The organism is Stenotrophomonas maltophilia group sp. Smal17 (genome assembly GCF_030237045.1).
Taxonomy (GTDB): Bacteria; Pseudomonadota; Gammaproteobacteria; order Xanthomonadales; family Xanthomonadaceae; genus Stenotrophomonas; species Stenotrophomonas forensis.
Genome location: NZ_JASJSU010000189.1, coordinates 1 through 578, shown reverse-complemented (window position 1 = coordinate 578; position 578 = coordinate 1). Strand labels below are relative to the sequence as shown.

At 64.4% G+C, this 578-nt stretch carries 1 protein-coding gene; it reads left to right on the top strand.

Annotated features, from left to right (window positions below; genetic code table 11):
• The coding region (locus QRO93_RS21520) for an EF-Tu/IF-2/RF-3 family GTPase (RefSeq protein ID WP_285304364.1) at positions 1-578 on the top strand (578 nt) is incomplete at both ends.

Genomic DNA, 578 nt, shown 5'->3' with positions numbered 1-578 from the left:
CAGGTCGGCGTGCCGTACATCGTCGTGTTCCTGAACAAGGCCGACATGGTTGACGACGCCGAGCTGCTCGAGCTGGTCGAGATGGAAGTGCGCGAGCTGCTGAGCAAGTACGACTTCCCGGGCGACGACACCCCGATCATCGCTGGTTCGGCCCGTCTGGCGCTGGAAGGCGACCAGAGCGACATCGGCGTGCCGGCCATCCTGAAGCTGGTCGACGCCCTGGACAGCTGGATCCCGGAGCCGGAGCGCGCAATCGACAAGCCGTTCCTGATGCCGGTGGAAGACGTGTTCTCGATCTCGGGCCGCGGCACCGTGGTGACCGGTCGTATCGAGCGCGGCGTGATCAAGGTTGGCGACGAAATCGAAATCGTCGGCATCCGTCCGGTGCAGAAGACCACCGTGACCGGCGTTGAAATGTTCCGCAAGCTGCTGGACCAGGGTCAGGCAGGCGACAACGCTGGCCTGCTGCTGCGCGGCACCAAGCGTGACGACGTCGAGCGTGGCCAGGTCCTGGCCAAGCCGGGTTCGATCAAGCCGCACACCAAGTTCGAAGGCGAAGTGTACGTCCTGTCGAAGGA